The sequence below is a fragment of the Acidovorax sp. genome (assembly GCF_034519795.1).
GTDB lineage: Bacteria > Pseudomonadota > Gammaproteobacteria > Burkholderiales > Burkholderiaceae_C > Acidovorax.
Window position 1 is genome coordinate 344,349 of sequence record NZ_JAXHOB010000007.1, and the last position, 16,138, is coordinate 360,486.

General features: G+C 67.0%; 19 protein-coding genes. 14 read left to right on the forward strand and 5 right to left on the reverse strand.

What is annotated here, in order from left to right:
* Positions 1 to 261: 261 nt before the first annotated feature.
* Complete coding sequence (locus U5N23_RS07850; protein ID WP_322592244.1) at positions 262 to 708, reverse strand: hypothetical protein; 447 nt, start codon at positions 706 to 708, stop codon at positions 262 to 264.
* Positions 709 to 917: 209 nt separating this feature from the next.
* Between U5N23_RS07850 and U5N23_RS07855 the strand changes: the two genes are divergently transcribed.
* Genes U5N23_RS07855 through U5N23_RS07865 form a run of 3 tightly spaced genes read left to right on the forward strand, consistent with a single transcriptional unit; the run spans position 918 to position 3,068 of the window.
* Positions 918 to 1,418, forward strand: a complete 501-nt coding sequence (locus U5N23_RS07855) for a hypothetical protein (protein WP_322592245.1) — start codon at positions 918 to 920, stop codon at positions 1,416 to 1,418.
* A 36-nt stretch (positions 1,419 to 1,454) separates the two neighbouring features.
* Positions 1,455 to 2,078, forward strand: coding sequence for a superoxide dismutase (locus tag U5N23_RS07860; RefSeq protein ID WP_322592246.1), 624 nt, complete (start codon positions 1,455 to 1,457; stop codon positions 2,076 to 2,078).
* A 57-nt stretch (positions 2,079 to 2,135) separates the two neighbouring features.
* Positions 2,136 to 3,068: a ZIP family metal transporter gene (locus U5N23_RS07865; RefSeq protein ID WP_322592247.1), complete on the forward strand. Its 933-nt coding sequence runs from the start codon at positions 2,136 to 2,138 to the stop codon at positions 3,066 to 3,068.
* A 206-nt stretch (positions 3,069 to 3,274) separates the two neighbouring features.
* Here U5N23_RS07865 and U5N23_RS07870 read toward each other — a convergent pair whose 3' ends face one another.
* The gene (locus U5N23_RS07870; protein ID WP_322592248.1) at positions 3,275 to 4,171 is read right to left on the reverse strand and encodes an NAD(P)H-binding protein; all 897 of its coding nucleotides are present in this window, start codon (positions 4,169 to 4,171) and stop codon (positions 3,275 to 3,277) included.
* A 120-nt stretch (positions 4,172 to 4,291) separates the two neighbouring features.
* Between U5N23_RS07870 and U5N23_RS07875 the strand changes: the two genes are divergently transcribed.
* Positions 4,292 to 5,263, forward strand: coding sequence for an AraC family transcriptional regulator (locus U5N23_RS07875; protein WP_322592249.1), 972 nt, complete (start codon positions 4,292 to 4,294; stop codon positions 5,261 to 5,263).
* On the opposite strand, the gene U5N23_RS07880 is transcribed toward U5N23_RS07875, so the two are convergent.
* On the reverse strand, positions 5,260 to 6,489 hold the full coding sequence (locus tag U5N23_RS07880) for a nucleoside recognition domain-containing protein (RefSeq protein ID WP_322592250.1): 1,230 nt from the start codon (positions 6,487 to 6,489) through the stop codon (positions 5,260 to 5,262). The genes U5N23_RS07875 and U5N23_RS07880 overlap by 4 nt on opposite strands.
* A gap of 122 nt (positions 6,490 to 6,611) precedes the next feature.
* Here U5N23_RS07880 and U5N23_RS07885 point away from each other — a divergent pair, with 122 nt between their 5' ends.
* The 7 genes from U5N23_RS07885 to U5N23_RS07915 all read left to right on the forward strand — a co-directional run bounded on the left by U5N23_RS07885 (position 6,612) and on the right by U5N23_RS07915 (position 11,541).
* Entirely contained in the window at positions 6,612 to 7,001 is a 390-nt protein-coding gene (locus U5N23_RS07885; RefSeq protein ID WP_322592251.1) for an SMI1/KNR4 family protein, read from the forward strand.
* 153 nt (positions 7,002 to 7,154) lie between these two features.
* On the forward strand, positions 7,155 to 7,868 hold the full coding sequence (locus U5N23_RS07890; RefSeq protein WP_322592252.1) for a YebC/PmpR family DNA-binding transcriptional regulator: 714 nt from the start codon (positions 7,155 to 7,157) through the stop codon (positions 7,866 to 7,868).
* Between the two features lie 51 nt (positions 7,869 to 7,919).
* A complete protein-coding gene (locus tag U5N23_RS07895) occupies positions 7,920 to 8,204 on the forward strand; it encodes a DnaJ domain-containing protein (protein ID WP_322592253.1) in 285 nt (94 codons plus the stop codon).
* The gene (locus U5N23_RS07900; RefSeq protein ID WP_322592254.1) at positions 8,201 to 8,776 is read left to right on the forward strand and encodes a hypothetical protein; all 576 of its coding nucleotides are present in this window, start codon (positions 8,201 to 8,203) and stop codon (positions 8,774 to 8,776) included. The genes U5N23_RS07895 and U5N23_RS07900 overlap by 4 nt, the downstream gene beginning before the upstream one ends.
* A 154-nt stretch (positions 8,777 to 8,930) precedes the next feature.
* Entirely contained in the window at positions 8,931 to 9,686 is a 756-nt protein-coding gene (locus U5N23_RS07905) for a hypothetical protein (protein ID WP_322592255.1), read from the forward strand.
* A gap of 6 nt (positions 9,687 to 9,692) precedes the next feature.
* Entirely contained in the window at positions 9,693 to 10,976 is a 1,284-nt protein-coding gene (locus U5N23_RS07910; protein WP_322592256.1) for a hypothetical protein, read from the forward strand.
* Between the two features lie 73 nt (positions 10,977 to 11,049).
* Complete coding sequence (locus U5N23_RS07915) at positions 11,050 to 11,541, forward strand: DUF2199 domain-containing protein (RefSeq protein ID WP_322592353.1); 492 nt, start codon at positions 11,050 to 11,052, stop codon at positions 11,539 to 11,541.
* A 52-nt stretch (positions 11,542 to 11,593) separates the two neighbouring features.
* Here U5N23_RS07915 and U5N23_RS07920 read toward each other — a convergent pair whose 3' ends face one another.
* A complete protein-coding gene (locus U5N23_RS07920; protein WP_322592257.1) occupies positions 11,594 to 12,343 on the reverse strand; it encodes an AAA family ATPase in 750 nt (249 codons plus the stop codon).
* 213 nt (positions 12,344 to 12,556) lie between these two features.
* Between U5N23_RS07920 and U5N23_RS07925 the strand changes: the two genes are divergently transcribed.
* On the forward strand, positions 12,557 to 13,762 hold the full coding sequence (locus U5N23_RS07925) for a GGDEF domain-containing protein (RefSeq protein WP_322592258.1): 1,206 nt from the start codon (positions 12,557 to 12,559) through the stop codon (positions 13,760 to 13,762).
* Between the two features lie 192 nt (positions 13,763 to 13,954).
* A complete protein-coding gene (locus U5N23_RS07930) occupies positions 13,955 to 14,293 on the forward strand; it encodes a multidrug efflux SMR transporter (RefSeq protein WP_322592259.1) in 339 nt (112 codons plus the stop codon).
* On the opposite strand, the gene U5N23_RS07935 is transcribed toward U5N23_RS07930, so the two are convergent.
* Positions 14,294 to 15,568 carry an amidohydrolase family protein gene (locus U5N23_RS07935; RefSeq protein WP_322592260.1) on the reverse strand — a complete coding sequence of 425 codons (1,275 nt, stop codon included), beginning with the start codon at positions 15,566 to 15,568 and terminating at the stop codon, positions 14,294 to 14,296. It abuts the gene before it with no gap.
* 174 nt (positions 15,569 to 15,742) lie between these two features.
* Here U5N23_RS07935 and U5N23_RS07940 point away from each other — a divergent pair, with 174 nt between their 5' ends.
* Positions 15,743 to 16,138, forward strand: a complete 396-nt coding sequence (locus tag U5N23_RS07940) for a VOC family protein (protein ID WP_322592261.1) — start codon at positions 15,743 to 15,745, stop codon at positions 16,136 to 16,138.

A 16,138-nucleotide genomic window follows, 5' to 3' on the forward strand; every position in this document is an offset into this window, starting at 1 on the left:
ATGGCCATACCGAAGGTTTTTAAGTGCACGATTTGCGGCGAAGACTTCCGCTTTGAAACGGGTCACCGCCATGGGCGCATGCTCGAACTCTACTGCGGGCTCCCGTGCTGCAATTCATGCTGGGAGGCCAACCCCGATGGCTGGCTCCCTCATATCGGGCTCAAACTGACGAGCATTCTGCACGCACAACGCTGGGATATTCCAGACCACAATGCCAAGGGCCTGTTGCCCCGCGAGTAAGCAGCACCGGCTCGCGCGAGTTCAAGGCATGTGAAGCTTGCCGGTGTATCTCGCCCTCAGCCAGCTCTCCATGCCGCTCAGAGCCCTTTGCATCAGTTGAGGGGTGGGTGCCAACAGCCAGGTCTGCTCCCATTGCTGCAGGTATCCCTCGTCCCACTCCTTGCCGTCGACCAGCAGGCACCCATCGGCGCGCTTCTTCCTTACCACCGGGTCCATGAGCTGCCTCAGCAGCTCGGCCTTCCCATCGGACGCATAGACCTTGCTGAACCAGGCCCGGTCGAACTGGAGGCTCACCACGTACCCACGGGCCACAGGTCGGTCACGAAGGATCTGCACCGGCATGTAGACGCCGGCATAGCGAAGCCGCAGCACAAGCCCTTGCCAGGCGCCATCCAGTCGGGCCTGGATGTCAGCCTGGCTCCCTGGAGCCCCAGAGGATTGGAGTATCTGGCCCGGTAGGTCGTTCATCGCCGAAGGCTACTACATCCACCGTAATTCCATTACGTGGGCTGAAACGGAGCGCTGGAAGATTTATCGCAGCGGAAGGGGTCAAGTTTTCGCGGCGCGCTTCACCAAAGCCCCCTCACTAGACAATGCGAATGAGAATGAGTATCATTTAATTGCCTGAGTACGCTACGCCTCGTCCACCGCAAAAGGCTCCCACCAGGAGCATTGCCATGGACCTGCGCCACGCAGCCAGCCTTTCGACCGCCAACACCGCCCGCGACGCCCTGGCGCCCGAGCCCGCCACACTGGCCCATTGGGAGCGCACGCTGCAGCGCGCCAATGCCGCCCTGCGCATGGACCAGCCGGTGATGGCGCTGGCTTACCAGCAGCAGGCTCTGGTCATAGCCCTGCGCATCGCCCAGGATCCCCCGGCCGGCCGCGAAGACGATTGCATTGCCGCCCTGGTGGTCTCGCACCTGAACATGGCCGACCTGCAGGCCGAGGCGGGCGCACTGGAGGAATGCACGCAACTGCTGTGCAGCGTACACGCCACGCTGCTGGGCCTGATGGCCGATGGCAGCCGGGGCGCTGCGCTGCAGCAGGCCGCATGGCGCCACAGCCGTGAAACCCACGCCGCCTTGTTGCGCCATGTGCAGGCGCATGGCGCGCACCCCGACATCAGCGCCGTGCTGGCCGCTGCTTCGGGCGTGTTGCAAGGCGCGGCCCACTGAGTTTTTTCTTCTTCTTCCCCACCCTGAAAGGAACCCATGCCCTATTCGCTGCCCGCCTTGCCCTATGCCTACGATGCGCTGGAACCCCATATCGATGCCCGCACGATGGAGATCCACCACACCAAGCACCACCAGACCTACATCAACAACCTGAACGCCGCGCTGGAAGGCACGCCCCATGCCGGCCTGCCGATCGACGAGCTGGTGGCGGGCCTGGTGCAACTGCCCGAGAACCTGCAGGGCCCCGTGCGCAACAACGGCGGCGGCCATGCCAACCACAGCCTGTTCTGGACCGTGATGTCCCCCACCGGCGGCGGCGAGCCGCAGGGCGAACTGGCGGCGGCCATTGCCACCGAGCTGGGCGGCTTCGAAGCGTTCAAGGAGGCCTTCACCAAGGCGGCGCTCACGCGCTTTGGCAGCGGCTGGGCCTGGCTGTCGGTGACCAGCGCCGGCCAACTGGTGGTGGAGAGTTCGGGCAACCAGGACAGCCCGCTGATGGCCGGCCTGCTGTCGGGCAACACCCCCATCCTGGGCCTGGACGTGTGGGAACACGCCTACTACCTGCAGTACCAAAACCGCCGCCCCGAGTACATCGCGGCGTTCTATAACGTAGTGGACTGGGCCGAGGTGGCCCGCCGCTACGCCCTGGCGCGCGGCTGAATCGATCCGCACTGCTGCGCCTCGCACCCTGAACAGATGCCTTCCGGAGCCGACACCATGCCCGTTCCCTCGCCGTCACCCGACAACGCCGCCTTGCCCAACCGCCTGACCGAGACGCCCCGCCAGCCTTTGCACTGGCGCCAGTGGATCGGGCTGGCCATCGTGGTCACCGGGGGCGTGGTCGGCACCTGGCAGATCTGGCAGTGGATTGCCGGCCAGCCGGTGGTGCTGTCGGCCCTGCTGGGCGGCAGCGTTGCCGCCCTGGCCACGGCCTTGGGCACCTTGCCGGTGATGCTGTCGCAGCGCATCTCCGAGCGCACGCAGGACACGCTGTTCGGTTTTGGCGCCGGCGTGATGCTCGCGGCCTGTTCGTTCTCGCTGATCATCCCGGGCATCCATGCCTCGCGCGCGGCCGGGGGAGGGGCTTGGGAGGCGGGCGGCACCATGGGCGCCGCCATTTTGCTGGGTGCGCTGGTGCTGCTGCTGATGGAGCGCCTGCTGCCGCACGAGCATTTCATCAAGGGCGTGGAGGGCCAGACCTCGCGCACCTTGCGGCGCACCTGGCTGTTCGTGTTCGCCATTGCCCTGCACAACCTGCCCGAGGGCCTGGCCATCGGCGTGGGCTATGCGAGCGGCGACACCATGCGGGCCGGCGCCCTGGCCACGGGCATCGCCATCCAGGACGTGCCCGAGGGCCTGGTGGTGGCCGTGGCGCTGCTGGCCGCGGGTTACAAGCGCTGGCTGGCCGTGGGGCTGGGCATGGCCTCGGGCCTGGTGGAGCCCATCGGCGCGGTGATCGGTGCTGCCGTGGTCAGCTACTCGGCCAGCCTGCTGCCCTGGGGCCTGGGCTTTGCCGCCGGCGCCATGCTGTTCGTGATCAGCCACGAGATCATCCCTGAGTCGCACCGCAAGGGCCACGAGGCCTGGGCGACCGGTGGGCTGATGGTGGGCTTTGTGATCATGATGGTGCTGGACACGGCGTTGGGTTGATGAAATGAAGCACCCCCTGAGTCGCTTCGCGCCTTCCCCCTCTCTCTCGCATTGCTGCGCAATGCGGGAAGGGGGACGCCTCCGGTGCGGCGGGGCGGCCCTTGCACGGGGGCACTGGCTCGGGTAGCGCCAGTTGCATACGCGGCGCCAGCGCATCGTCGCATTGGGGGGAAGGCGGTATATGGGTGACAGCCTTCTCTTTCTTTCTAGGGCAGGGCCTCGTACGCTTCCTTGAGCGCCGGGGCCAGCGACTGGAGTGGGGTGGCGGTGGTATTGCGCGCATTGCGACCTTCCACCGAGCGCACGCGCCCTTCGTTGATGCCGCGTGCCATCTCCGCGAGCAACTGGGCCAGGTCGGGCGCGATGCCGGCCTGGGCCATGCCCTGGGCGGCGGCGTCGTAGGGCAGTTGCTGGTAGGCCAGCGCGGGCTGGCCGATCACCCCGCCCACGAAGGTGGCGAGCTGCTCATGGCTCAGGTCCCCGGGGCCCAGCAGCTCGCGCACGCTGTGGCCGGTCCAGCCGCGCTGGTCGAGCGCCCCGGTGGCGGCGTCGGCAATGTCGCGCGTGGCGATCATGGGGATGGCCAGGCCGGGCGCGAAGGCGTCCGCCAGGCTGCCGCCGTACTTCACCCCGGGCAGCAGGTTGAACAGGCCTTCGAAGAACATCGCCGGGCGAAGCATCAGCACATGGCTTTGCTGCAGCGTGCGCAGGCGCTGCTCCTGTTCGTGCAGGCTGGTCAGCACGCCGGTGCCGGTGGGCTGCTCGGCCCCCAGGCTGCTCAGGGCCACCACATGCGGTACGCGCGCTGCCTGCAGCGCCGCCACGATGGCCTGGCCCTGGGTGCGCTGCAGTTCCATGAAGCCAGGGGCCGTGGGGTCAAAGGGCATCATGGCGTAGACGGCGTCGGCGCCGTCGAAGGCGCGGGTGAGGTAGGCCGGGTCGGCACAGTCGCCCACGACCACCTGCGCACCCTGTTGGCGCAAGGCGTCGAGCCGCTCGGCCGAGCGGCCCATGGCGCGCACGCGGTGGCCCAGCGCAAGGAGATTGCGGGCAATCACGCTGCCCGTGTGGCCGGTGGCACCCATTACTGCGATGTCTGACATGTGGAACTCCAAGGGGTTGTTGAACAAACAGGCGTCCAGTGTCTCGCCCAGGGGCAGGCATGCCAATGATGAAAGGTCGGTGTTTATTGATTATTCGTCCAGGCCGGCTTAGGATGTGCCATGGACATCCAGGTTGAAGCCGCCTCTGCCGCCACCGACCCGCTGGGCCGGGCCCTGCACCTGTTGCGCATGACGGGCGTGATCTACTGCTACTCCTACCTGCACCCGCCGCTGGGCATCGCGCTGCCGCCGATTCCGGGCTGCCTGATGTTCCACGCCATCACGGCCGGCGAATGCTGGCTGCGTGTGCCGGGCGCCGAGCCCGTGCTGCTGCGCGCGGGCGATTTCGCGCTGGTGCCGCGCGGCGAGGGGCACGACCTGCTGTCCACCGCAACGTCACACGCCGATGCCTTCTTCGACCTGCCGCGCGTGCAGCTCGGTGGCCGCTTTGAAATCATGCGCCACGGCGAGGGCACGGAGCCCGTCTCCCTGGTCTGCGGCGCCGTGCGTTTCGACGACATGCTGGCGCGCCGCCTGGTGCATGCGCTGCCGCGCCAGATCGTGCTGAGCGGGCAGGCGCTCGGGCCGTCGAACTGGCTCGCGCCCATCCTGGCGCTGTTGCAGGAGGAGGTGCAGCACCTCAAACCCGGCGGCGAGGCCGTGGCCACGCGCCTGGCCGATGTGCTGGTGCTGCAGGCCATCCGCACCTGGCTGCAGAACGACCCGGGCGCGCGCACCGGCTGGCTGGGCGCCCTGCAGGACGCCCAGCTTGGCCCGGCCCTGGTGCTGATGCACGAGCAGCCCGGCACGCCCTGGACGCTGGCCTCGCTGGCCAGCGCCGTGGCCATGTCGCGCTCGGCGTTTGCCGCGCGCTTCGCGGCATCGGTGGGCATGCCCGTCATGCAGTACCTGACCCTGTGGCGCATGGCGCTGGCCCAGTCGCGCCTACAGGAAGGCCAAGTGCGTCTGGCCGAGCTGGCCGACAGCCTGGGCTACCAGTCGGAGGCAGCGTTCAGCCGGGCGTACAAGCGCTGGTCGGGGCGGTCGCCGGGGAGCGAAAGGCGGGTGGAGGCCGTGGCAGCCCTGGCTTAGCCAAAAAACCAGTAACAGACCGCAATCGCAGCGATCACGCCCGCCAGCTCCGCCAGCAGCGCACACGCCACCGCATGCCGTGCACGCTGTATGCCCACCGCGCCAAAGTACACCGCCAGCACATAGAAGGTGGTCTCGGTGCTGCCCTGGATGGTGGCGGCAGCGCGGGCGGCAAAGCTGTCCACGCCCTGGGTCTGCATGGTCTCGATCAGCATGGCGCGCGCGGCGCTGCCCGAGAAGGGCTTGACCAGGGCGGTGGGCAGGGCGTCCACGAAGCGCGTGTCGGCGCCGACCGCCTCCACGCACCAGCGGATCGCGTCGAGCACATAGCCCAGCGCGCCCGAGGCGCGGAACACGCCCACCGCGCAGAGCATGGCCACCAGGTAGGGCAGCAGGCCCTTGGCCACGTCGAAGCCCTCGCGCGCGCCCTCGATGAAGGCCTCGTACACGGCCACCTTGCGCCAGGCGCCCAGCACCACGAACATCACCACCAGCGAAAACAGCGTGAGGTTGCCCAGCAGCGACGACAGGCTGGCCAGCGCCGCCGCGCTCAGCGTGGTCAGCAAGGCCATGAAGCCGCCCAGCACCAGCGCCACGGGCAGCAGGTAGGCCAGTACCACCGGGTGCCACAGCGGCAGCCGCTGCACGATGGCCACGGTCACGAGCCCGACCAGCGTGGAGGCCGATGTGGCCAGCAGGATGGGCAGAAACACCAGGGTTGGGTCGGGCGCGCCCTGCTGCATGCGGTACATGAAGATGGTCACCGGCAGCAAGGTGAGCGACGACGCATTGAGCACCAGGAACAGAATCTGCGCGTTGGTGGCGGTGTCGGGCCGGGGGTTGAGCTCCTGCAGCGAGCGCATGGCTTTCAGGCCCATGGGCGTGGCCGCGTTGTCCAGCCCCAGGGCGTTGGCGGCAAAGTTCAGCGTGATCAGCCCCAGCGACGGGTGGCCGCGCGGCACCTCGGGCATCAGCTTGGCGAACAGCGGCGCCAGCCAGCGGGCGAGGGCGTCGACGATGCCGGCCTTTTCTGCAATGCGCAAAAAGCCCAGCCACAGCGTGAGCGTGCCGAACAGCAGCACCATCACCTCGACCGAGAGCTTGGCCATGGCGAACAGCGCCTCGACCATGGCGCCGAAGATCTGGGCATTGCCGCCCACCAGCCACTGGGCCAGGGCGGCCATGGCGCCAACGACGAAAAAACCCAGCCACAGGGCATTGAGCATGCAGTCCCCAGGAGATCGTGAACAGGTTCCAAGGTTACCGTGGGCAAGAGGCCGTTGGCCGCGGCTGCGTTGGCGATTTGCACGGGTTCCGTCTGGACGCACGATCTGGTAGCGTCATGGTCATGGCACTCCCCACCACCGAACCCTTCATCGCCGCCGCTGAGGCCCGCCTGGGTGTGGCCTTGCCTGGCTGGTTGCGCGCGCGGCTGCTGCAGGCCAATGGCGGCAACCTGGAGGCTGAAGGGGAGTACTGGGAGCTGTTTTCGGTGCTGGACACCACGGACCGCAAGCGCATCACCCGCTCCGCTACAAACATCCCCGGTGAAACAGCCTCTGCGCGGGAGTGGACGGGGTTTCCGCCCCAGGCGATTGCCATCGCCCGCAATGGCGGCGGCGACTACCTGATCCTGATGCCTGACGGGCAGATGCCTTCCCGGCTGTGCGAGGCGCCCTTCATCTGGCGGCATGGCGTGGACGAGGCGCCCGTGCAGATTGCCGTTCCTGGCCCCTGACGGCACCGGACCTTGGCGACAGTGGTACTCTATAGGGTTCGGCCAGAGACGGGGCTGCAGCGTTTTTGCAACGCTTTCAAGCCCGGATTCCTGGCCTGACAGGGCGCTGTGGAGTGCCCGACCAATCAAAACTCACCGAGGAAGAGGTCCAACATGGGCGCGCAGTGGAAAGCAAAAGGCAAGGCACAGGTCGCTGATGCCAAGGGCAAGCTGTTTGGCAAGCTGGTCAAGGAAATCATGGTCGCTGCGCGCGGCGGTGCCGACCCGGCCGGCAATGCACGCCTGCGCCTCGTGGTAGAGCAGGCCCGCAAGGTCTCCATGCCCAAGGAAACGCTGGAGCGCGCCATCAAGAAGGGCTCGGGCACGGGGGCCGACGCGGTCAACTACGAACACGTGATCTATGAGGGCTTTGCGCCCCACCAGGTGGCGGTGATGGTCGAGTGCCTGACCGACAACGTCAACCGCACCGCCCCCGAGATGCGCGTGCTGTTCCGCAAGGGCCAGCTGGGCACCTCCGGCTCGGTGTCCTGGGACTTCAACCACGTGGGCATGATCGAAGCCGAGCCCGCCAATGGCGATGCCGACCCCGAACTGGCCGCCATCGAGGCCGGCGCGCAGGACTTTGAAGCCGGTGACGAAGAAGGCACCACCACCTTCTGGACCGACCCGACCGACCTGGACCTGGTGAGCCGTGCGCTGCCGGCCCAGGGTTTCACGGTGCTGTCGGCCAAGCTCGGCTACAAGCCCAAGAACCCGGTGAACCCCGCAAACCTGACGGCAGAACAGCTGGAGGAAGTGGAAACCTTTCTGGCGGCTATCGACTCCAACGACGACGTGCAGAACGTTTACGTGAGCCTGGGTGGTTAAAAGACGGGTGGCTGCGGGGCCAGCTTCTTGCCGCCGCAACCCTTCCAATCCATGACCGCAGACCACTACGCTGCCCTCGGGCTGGCGGCCAACGCTTCGCTCGCCGACATCAAGAAGGCCTACCGCCAGAAGGCGGCCTTCTACCACCCGGACCGCAACCCTGCGCCCGACGCTGCGCAGCGCTTCCAGGCCGTGCAGAAGGCCTACGACGTGCTGTCCGACGACGAGGCCCGCCAGGCCTACGACGACAACCGCCGCCGCAACCTGCTGGACGACCCGCTGCAGACCGCCCAGGAAATCTGGCACACCTATACCCAAGGCATTCTTCCTTCGTGAAACTCTCCCCTTATTTCTATGACCTGCGTTCGGCCTACCAGGCCGAGCTCGATGACCTGACCCAGGATTCCGAAGGCAAGGACGTGCTGCGCAAGCGGCTCACGCAAAAGCGCGGCGAAATCGCCTTTCTCGTGCAGATGATGGAGCTGGCGCCCGAGATGGTGGCCGTGGTCTTCCACCAGGGCTTTCGCTTTGCGCGGCCTGCCGCGCTGGAGAGCCTGATCGGCCGGGGCGCTGACGACTTGCCGGCCTGGGGCACCCTGGCCGATGGCGCCGTGCTGCTCGAACCCTGGGCCGCCAGCCTGGCCAAGACGGTATTGGCCGAACCCGGTGGCGAGCGCTTCATGGCGGTGGCCGCAGGGCTCGAATACCTGCAGCTGCATTCGCGCCTGGCGCCCGCAGCCCAGCATGCCGACTCCGAGGAAGAGGGCGACGATGAAGATGCCGCCGAGCACGACGACGGCTACGACAACCTGAGCGCCGACGACGCCGCCGACCCGCACAACGCGCGCTCCCGCGACGAGGCCAGCGACAACTGGCTGTCTGACGTAGGCTTTGACCGAAAAGCATGAAGCCCCCCCTGAGTCGCTTCGCGCCTTCCCCCCAAGGGGGACGCCGCCAGCGCGGCGGGGCGGCCCTTGCGCGGCGGCCCTGGCCTTTGGAGCGCCAGTTTCAAAGGCCTGCGGGTACCGCATGGCGCAACGGACAAATTAAAGGAAAACCGCCATGAGCAATAGCCACCTGGCCCTGATCACCAAGACCACCAGCCTCATCGCCGCAGGCGACATCGTGGGCGCCGAATCGGCCCTGGCCGAGCTGGCCGACACCGATGGCGACAACGCCCTGATGGTGGTGCTCGACCAGCTCGCGCCCAAGGACATTCTGGCCGTGATGCGCGAGTACGACGATTCCAAGGCCTCGGTGGTCAACCTGCTGGTCACGCCCGAGCAGTTTGCGCGTGCCATGGTGCTCGAAAAGCAGTACAAGGACCTCACCCACACGCACCTGCGCAACATGGTCAACGCCGTGGTGTTCCGCGATGATGCCGATCCGGTGGCCTTCCTCACCGCCATTGGCGACCTCGAGGGCGGCAGTGAGGCCCTGGCCAACTACTTCGCCGAAAAGTGGAGCCGCATCGAGGCCTTTGCCCGCACCGGCACCTTCGACGCGGTGGAAGACTATGGCCCCACGCTGACCGACGACGAACTGCTGGCCTCGGGCTATGTGCAGCCGCGCATCGACCAGGACGAAGTGGCCGACCGCGACTGGATGCAGATGGCCTGGCTGCTGCGCTACGAATGCCGCGACCTGTTCATCGAAACCCTGCTGGTGCTGCGCGCCAAGGCCCGCGCGTTCGACCTGGGCCTGGACGAGGGCGACGAGGCGGCCGAAGAGGACGACGGCAAGTTCGAAACCAGCGAGACCGACCGCGGCAAGGCGACCCCCGCTGCGCGCGCATCCGACGAGGAATCGGCGATTTAAGCGACCATGACCGCGCACGATACATCTCCTGCCACCGATCCGCCTGCAGCCGCCAACGCACTGCAACTGCACGACGCGCGCCCGTTCTTTGAAAAGGCCCTGGCCCACGGCGTGGCGCACGGCATCATCGACGCGGCGAAGTTGGCGGCGATGAACACCGACGCTCCCAAGGGCATGGTGCAGATCGCGCGCTACTTCGGCAGCGAGTTCCTCAGGCCCGAGCTGGAGAAGGCCCGCGACCGCATGGTCAACATGATCAGCCTGTTCCTCCTGGACACCACGGATGGCGACCTGCAGAAGGCGGCGGTATCGCTGCGCGACAACTCCTTCCTGTCGCGCTCCAAGGGCGGCTCGGACATGCTCAAGCGCCTGATCGCCATGCCCGAGAGCAGCAACTTCGGCATGGGCGGCTATGCCGATGCCGAAACGCCGCTGCTGGCCGTGTGGTCCTTGCGCAGCCATGCCGACTACCGTGCCGAGCTGGCACGCCGCAGCCAGATCGCAGCGGCCATAAGCGCCGCCCGGTGGATGGCCGAGCAGTACGACCTGGACGACGATGCGCTCGAAGAGTCGGGCGCCGACGCCGAGGCCGTGGTCCGCGCCGGCCTGCTGCTGCAGGCCCTGGCCCCCAAGGTGGGCGACTGGCCGAACGCCGTGGTGTTCGAGAAGATCGCCACGGCCCACCGCAAGAAGAAGACCACGGCCGACCAGGTCAGGCTGTCGCTGCCGCCGGGCCTGCCGGCGGACCTGAAGGAGGTGGTGGAGGCCCAGCGCGCCAGCGTGCTGGCCGACCTGCCCAAGCTGCTCGACGCCGCCACGCCGCTGCGCAACCTGCTGCGGCCCACCAGCGGTTTTCGCGCGCGCTACTTTCTGCTCGACGACCCGCTGGCCGAGGTGGATGACTACCACCGCAACCTGGCCGACCTGGACGAGGAGGGCGATGCGCCCCAGCCCGCCAGCAAGACCTGGACGAAGACCGTGCAGGGCAATGAGGACGAGCCCAGCCTGCTCACCCTGTTCCTGTGCCTGGCCACCGGCACGCCCAAGAAGACCGTGCTGACCGAAAAGACCGCCGCCAGCCTGGTGCGCAAGCTGCGCAAGAGCGGCTGGCAGCCCGCGCTGGCCACGGATTTCATCCGCGCCAATGCACCCGGTGCACGCCAGGCCGACTATGGGGACCTGTGGAACAGCTTCGTGCAGGAATCGCAGGCCACGCTGCTCAGCGACATGGACTACCAGATGCACGATGCCCTGGCGCTGCTGCGCCGGGAGTGCAACGTGGCCGCGTGAGAGCCAAGGAGGTTGGCCTTGGCGCTGGCCGTTGCCTGGGTTTACATTGCTGACCATCTCACCGGGGGTTCTGATGTCGTCTGTTTGCAGCAGCTGCGGAAAAGTGCACGCCGAGATATCCCGCTACTTCATGTGGCGCTTGCCCAAGTTGGGGTTCCCGGCTGCGGTAAAGCTGGTAACGGACAGCGAGTACACGTGCCGTGTGGGCAACAAGCGTCATTTCATCAGCTGCGAGCTGGAGCTTCCGTTCAAGGACTCTTCGGAGACCCCGTTGGGATTCATCGGCTGGGTGGAGGTTTCCCGCGCAGATTACGAGGCTTACCAGCGCTACCGCAGTGAGGAGGAGACACTGCCTCCCATGGAGTCGTGGATCGAAGGTCGGCTGGCAAATCCGGTGCCCGGGGTGGACAACTCCCTGGGAACCTCGGTTCGTTTCGAGGTGGTCTGCGGCGACCCCACGCCGTACATCACCTGGGTACAGCCCGGCACGGCCCTGGCAGCCCGTGTGCTGGAGGGGGCTACCGAGGCGTTCTGGCACGAGGCTGCGGGCTTGGGCGGTTCCTGAGACACCACGGACCTGTATCAGCGGCCTTGCTTGCGCTGCAGGGGGTGGAGCGCTACTGCGAGAACAGCTGGTCCAGCATGCGCTGCGGGTCCATGAGGAAATCACGGGTCACCCGGAAATGCTCCGTGTCCTGGTAGGCGATCTCCTCGATCCCGTCCTTGCCGCAGTGGAAGATGGTCGCATCGGGATAGGCCATGAGGATGGGCGAATGCGTGGCAATGATGAACTGCGATTTCTCCTCCACCAGGTCGCGCATGCGCACCAGCGTGGCCAGTTGCCGCTGCGGCGACAGCGCGGCCTCGGGCTCGTCCAGGATGTACAGGCCCTGGCCCCGGAAACGTTCCATCATCAGCGCCAGAAAGGATTCACCGTGGGACTGCTCGTGCAATGAGCGGTTGCCATACGCGCCAATGATCGGTGGGCCGCCAAAGGGGTCCTCGTCCAGCTTTTCGATCTCGGTCGCCACGTTGAAGAAGCTCTCTGCCCGCAGGAAGTACCCATCTCGCGGAGGGCGCAGACCCTTGGCGATGCGCAGGTACCCGTGCAGTACGGAATGGGACTGCCGCGTGCCGAAGCTGAAATTCTTCGACCCGCCCTCGGCGTTGAAGCCCAGCGAGACCGCGATGGCTTCGAGCAGCGTCGATTTGCCCGAGCCGTTCTCGCCGATGAAGAGGTTCACGCGCGGGTGCAGGTCGATCTGCTCCAGGTGGCGCACCACGGGCAGTGAAAAGGGGTACTGATCGAACGACTCGACCTGGTCGCGGCGCAGGGTGATGCGGCTGACGTACTGGGATGGGATCATGGTTGCAGGCGCGTGGCAGCCAGGGTGGGGACCCGGTGCACAGCCATTTCCCTGGATGCGGCTGGCACAGGTGTTGTTTTCAGCAAAACCTGCAGCAACACAGTCAGCCACCGGCCATGGCGCAAGAGTAACATTGGAGCCCCATCGGCATTCCATCACTGATTGTTGCTCGACCCACGCGCGCGCCCGCCAACCGCCAGCCTTTAACCCTCAGTGCACAGTCCCACACTCGTCATCCTCGCTGCCATCCTGTCCGCACTGGTCACCGCCGTGCTGTTTGCGATGTGGCACTTCAACAGGAATATCCCGGGCCTGAGGCTGTGGATGCTGTCGTATTTTTTCGCCTTCGTGTTCGGCGTGGGCTTGCTGGCGCGCGGGCAACTGCCCGAGGTGGTGTCGGTGGTGTTCTCGCAGGCGTCGGTGTCGCTGGCGGCCTACCTGTGCCTGCTGGGCGCCCGTGCCTACATGGGGCGGCCTGCGGTGTCGCATGGCTATGCGGCAGTGGCCATCGGGACGCTGGTGCTGCTCGCGGTCTATTTCACCGTGGTGCGGCCGCATCTGGGCATGCGCTTCGTCTTTGCGGGCCTGGGGGCCGGGGTGTTCTTCCTGCTGACGGCCCGCACGCTGGCCCATGGAGGCATCGGGCTGGTGCCTGCGCGCTACATGTTCGCGGCGGCTGCCGGGGGGCATGGCCTGTTTCTGCTGCTGCGGCCGCTGCTGTTCACCCTGGGAGACGGCCCGGTGGACGGGCCGCTGAACGCGACCGTGGTGGCCCAGATCTCGCAGTTCGTGGTGCTGGAGTCCCTGGTGGCGCTGCTGCTGCTGGCCTTTGGCACGCTGATGCTGGCCAATGAATTCATCACCAGCGAACTGCGGCACCTGGCCGAGGTGGACCCGCTGACCAATGTGTTCAACCGCCGCGCCTTTCTGACCCTGCTGGACAAGGCCATGAGCCATGCCCAGCGCACGGCTGGGGGCGGCCCCCCCGTGCTGGTGATCGACCTGGACCACTTCAAGAAGGTCAACGACACCTGGGGCCACCAATGCGGCGACGAGGTGCTGCGCCACTTCGTGCTGCTGGCCAACCGCTGCCTGCGCCGTGAAGACGTGCTGGGCCGCCTGGGGGGAGAAGAGTTCGCCATCGTGCTGCCCAACGCCGGCTACGAGGGTGCCCGCACCGTGGCCGAGCGCTTGTGCGCCATGGTCGCCGCACAGCCGATGCCCACAGCCCGGGGGCCGATTGCACTGACGGTGAGCATCGGAGTCACCCTGTGCACTGCAGGTGACACGCCTGATGCGGCACTGCAACGTGCCGACGAGGCCATGTACCTGGCCAAGAAGCGCGGGCGCAACCGGGTGGAGGTGGTGCAGGCACCCGAGAGGGCGGTGGCGGCCGCCAATGCCGTGCCTGCTCTCTGAGCATCGGTGGCACCGCGGGGGGGAGGTGGCCACGGCCCCCTGTCACAGGCATCCGCGCCAAGCCGTGTAGACTCACCCCCGTCCGTTCTTCTCATTCCTTTCGGGTACCGCTTTCCTGTCGTCTGTCTGTTCGCTCCGCTCGGTACAAGCGGCTGGCGGGCATATGGAGTGCCTATGGCGTTGGCGTATCTGTTGGAAGCAAAACCCCTGGCCTGGCTGTTGCTGGCGGCCAGTGTCACCTCTGAAGTGGCTGGTACCGTGGCGCTCAGGCAATCGGATGGCTTGTCCCGCGTGGCGCCCTCGGTGGCCGCTGGGGCCTGCTACGTGCTGGCGGTGTGGTGGATGTCGCTGGCCATGAAGCACATCGGCATGGGCACCACCTATGCGGTGTGGGCAGGCAGCGGGCTGGCGTTGACCGCGCTGCTGGGGGTTGCGCTGTTTGGTGAGCCGCTCTCGGGCATGCGGTTCGCCGGGCTGGTGCTGGTGGTGGCCGGGGTGGTCACGCTCAGCCTGGCTGGCCCCGTGCGCTGATCACTGCGCCAGAAACCCCACGCTGCCCGGCCTGCCGGGCAGGGCCAGGCGGGCCACAGGCGCGGGGCTGCTGGCGATCTTTCGGCCACGCCGGTACACCGCCAGGCGGGCGGAGCGCAGGCGGATGGCCTCGACCGGGTTGCGCGCATGCAGCAGCACGAAGTCGGCATGGCAGCCGGCGGCAAGCCCATAGCCTTCCAGCCCCAGCAGTTGTGCGGGGTTGGTGGTCACCGCCTCGAAGCATTGGCGCATGGCGGCCTGGCTGGTCATCTGGGCCACGTGCAGGCCCATGTGGGCGGCTTCGAGCATGTCGGCGCTGCCGCCGCCGTACCAGGGGTCCATCACGCAGTCGTGGCCAAAGGCCACGGTCAGGCCCGCGGCCATCAGCTCGGGCACGCGCGTCATGCCGCGGCGCTTGGGGTAGGTGTCGTGGCGGCCCTGCAGCGTGATGTTGATCAGCGGGTTGGCCACCACGCCCAGCTGCGCCTCGGCCATCAGCGGGATGAGCTTGCTCACGTAGTAGTTGTCCATGCTGTGCATCGACGTGAGGTGCGAGCCCGCCACGCGGCCATGCAGGCCCAGGCGGTGGGTTTCATGCGCCAGAGTCTCCACATGGCGCGAAAGCGGGTCGTCCGACTCGTCGCAGTGCATGTCGACGCGCTTGCCCAGGCTGGCTGCCAGCTCGCACAGAATTTTCACGCTCTCGGCCCCCTGGGCCATGGTGCGCTCGAAATGGGGGATGCCGCCCACCACGTCCACGCCCAGGTCGAGCGCGCGCTTGAGGTTGTCGAGCCCGCCTGCGGAGCGCAGCACGCCGTCCTGCGGAAAGGCCACCAGCTGCAGGTCCAGGTAGGGCGCCACGCGCTGCTTCACGTCGAGCAGCGCACGCACCGGCAGCAGGCTAGCGTCGCTGGTGTCCACATGCGAGCGGATGGCCAGCAGCCCCTGGGCCACGGCCCAGTCGCAGTACTGCAGTGCGCGCTGCACGATGGCCTCGTGCGTGAGCTGCGGCTTGAGTTCGCCCCACAGCGCAATGCCTTCGAGCAGGGTACCGCTCTGGTTCACGCGCGGCTGGCCGTAGCTCAGCGTGGAGTCCATGTGGAAATGTGCGTCCACGAACGGCGGGCTGAGCAGCAGGCCGCCGGCGTCCACCGTCTCGTTCGCCGGTGCCTGCAGGCCTTCGGTCACTTCGGTGATGCGCCCGTCCTGCACGGCAACGGACATGTTGCTGCGGCCGTCCGGCAGGGTGGCGTTGTGGATGAGCAGGTCGAGCATGGGCGGGTGATGGTGAGTGGGGGCGGTATTTGCCAGTGTAGAGGCTGCTTCAGGTTGCCGTTGGCGGCAGGGCCCATGTGCTGGTGCGGAATTGTCGGGTTTGTTCAAGACCGGGGGCCTGGGCGCCCCTAAGCTTGTCCCAAGACGGTTTTTCTTTCTTGAAGGAATTCTTCCATGCAATTTGGCTACACCATTCTCTACGTCGAAGACGTGCCCCGCACCATTGCCTTCTACGAGGCCGCCTTTGGCCTCAAACGCCGCTTCGTGCACGAGGCCGGGGATTTTGGCGAACTGGACACGGGTGCCACGGCGCTGGCCTTCTCGTCGCTGCGCCTGATGACCGAACTGGGCAAGAACCCGCAGCGCGCCTCGGCCGCCGCGCCCAGTTTCGAGATCGCCGTCACCACTGCAGACGTGGCTGCTGCAGTGGAGCGTGCCGTGGCCGCCGGGGCCCGCCTGGTGCAGGCGCCCGAGCAGATGCCCTGGGGCCAGACGGTGGCCTATGTGGCCGATATCAACGATGCGCTGGTGGAGCTGTGCACGCCCGTGGGGCCGCCGCCCGCCGCCTGA